Source organism: Azospirillum sp. B506, from assembly GCF_000333595.1.
Taxonomy (GTDB): domain Bacteria; phylum Pseudomonadota; class Alphaproteobacteria; order Azospirillales; family Azospirillaceae; genus Azospirillum.
Genome location: NZ_BADK01001035.1, coordinates 1 through 2,194 on the forward strand (window position 1 = coordinate 1; position 2,194 = coordinate 2,194).

A 2,194-nucleotide genomic window follows, 5' to 3' on the forward strand; every position below is an offset into this window, starting at 1 on the left:
CGGCGTCCGGCTCGGCCTTCGCGCCTCGCGCTCGATCTTCAGCTGGGCGACGCGGCGATCGACGGCGTCGAGCGCCTCCGGCTTGCTGTCAATCGCCATGCGCAGGCGGCTCGCCGCCTCGTCGACGAGGTCGATGGCCTTGTCGGGCAGCCGGCGGTCGCCGATGTAGCGCGCCGACAGGTTCACCGCCGCGACCACCGCCGCGTCGGCGATGCGCACGCCGTGATGCACCTCGTACTTGCCCTTGATGCCGCGCAGGATCGACACCGCGTCGTCGGCCGACGGCTCGTCCACCGTCACCGGCTGGAAGCGGCGGGCCAGCGCGGCGTCCTTCTCGATGTATTTGCGGTACTCGTCCGGCGTGGTGGCGCCGACGCAGCGCAGCTCGCCTCTAGCCAGGGCGGGCTTCAGCATGTTGGCAGCGTCCATCGCCCCGTCGGTGCGGCCGGCGCCGATCAGCGTGTGCAGCTCGTCGATGAACAGGATGATGCGGCCGTTCGCTTCCTGCACCTCGCTCAGCACCGACTTCAGCCGCTCCTCGAACTCGCCGCGGAACTTGGCGCCGGCAAGCAGCGCGGTGAGGTCGAGCGCCAGGACGCGCCGGTCCTTCAGCCCTTCCGGCACGTCGCCGGAGGCCAGACGCTGGGCCAGCCCCTCGACGACGGCGGTCTTGCCGACACCGGGATCGCCGATCAGGACGGGGTTGTTCTTGGTACGGCGGGCCAGCACCTGGATGGTGCGACGGATCTCGTCGTCACGGCCGATGACCGGGTCGAGCCGGCCCTGCCGCGCCTCTTCCGTCAGGTCGCGAGTGTAGCGGGCCAGCGCCTCGCCGGACGTCGTCTCGGTCTCGGCGTCGGCGGGATGGTCCTTGCGCTGGGCATCGGCGGCGGCGGCCAGCGCGTCGGCATCGACGCCGGCACGGCGGAACAGGGCGCGCAGCGGACCGCTCTGGCGGGCAAGGCTCTCCAGCAGCCGTTCGGCGGTGACGAAGCGGTCGCCACCGGTCCGCGCCGAGGCGACGGCGCCCTGAAGCACGGCGGCCAGCGCCGGCGACATGTAGAGCGGCTGCGGTCCCTCCCCGGCACCGGCCTGGACGGGAGCGCGGGCGAGCTGTTCCTCGGTCGCGGATTTCAGCAGGTCGGGGTCGCCGCCGGTGTCGCGCACCAGACGCGCCGCCACGCCGCTGCCCTCGTCGATCAGGGCCTTCAGCAGATGTTCGGGGAGAAGCTGTTGATGCCGCTCGGCAAGGGCGGCGATCTGTGCGGCCTGAATGACGCCGCGCGCACGATCGGTGAATTGACCGAAGTCCATCCGGCACTCCGTTTCCATGGTCTTCCGCCCAGCCATCCGGCGCGGAACGGCGCCTCCGCGGTCCGCAAAATGCGCGACCGCCCGGTGCCTGATGGGTAAATGGTTAACGGATTTGCGGCGATCAAGAGGGGGACAGTCCAACCCCGCAGTCTCCGCTCCGACCGGCGCGAGCCGGGCTGTGACAAGCGCGCCTGCGTCCGATGCCTGCAGTTTTTGGACGACCGCAGAGTCCGGCGCCATGCCAACACTGATGGGCGTGGACAGGCCGCCGGACTAAACCGGTGCTGCCGAGCGTCCGCACCGACCGGTGATCCCAAAGCGGAGGGTTAGCTATGTGTCTGTTGTGCGAAACGGCGGGCCTTGGACTGTCGCGCCGGCATTTGCTGAAGACCGGTGCCGCGCTTGCCGGAACGGCCGGTGCCCTGGCGATGACACCCGCAGCTGTCGCGGCAAAGGAGAAGGCGGCGGCGCCATCGCCGCTGTCGCCTGACAAGGCCTTGCGGAAACTGACCGCCGGCAACGCGCGCTATGTCGCCAACACCTCGCGCAACCGGGACTATTCGGTCGGCCGGGCGGCGCGGGCGGCGGCACAGTTCCCCTTCGCCAGCATCGTCAGCTGCGCCGATTCCCGGGTCGCTCCCGAAATCCTGTTCGATCAGGGGCCGGGCGAGCTGTTCATCGTCCGCGTGGCCGGCAATTTCGTCAACGACGACGGGCTCGCCAGCCTGGAATATGGCGTCAAGGCGCTGAACGTTCCGCTGATCCTGGTGCTCGGCCACACCGGCTGCGGCGCCATCGGCGCCACCATCAAGGCGATCCAGGACGGGACGCAGCTTCCCGGCCATCTGCCGGGACTGGTGAACGCGCTGAAAGCCGGCGT

General features: G+C 70.1%; 2 protein-coding genes. One reads left to right on the plus strand and one right to left on the minus strand.

Annotated elements, in window-relative coordinates:
- On the minus strand, positions 1-1,314 hold a 1,314-nt coding region (locus tag I71_RS31755), incomplete at its 3' end, for a Clp protease N-terminal domain-containing protein (protein ID WP_042703731.1).
- A 428-nt stretch (positions 1,315-1,742) separates the two neighbouring features.
- On the opposite strand from I71_RS31755, the gene I71_RS31760 reads away from it, so the two are divergent.
- A partial coding sequence (locus tag I71_RS31760; protein ID WP_280109934.1) for a carbonic anhydrase occupies positions 1,743-2,194 on the plus strand: 452 nt, incomplete at its 3' end.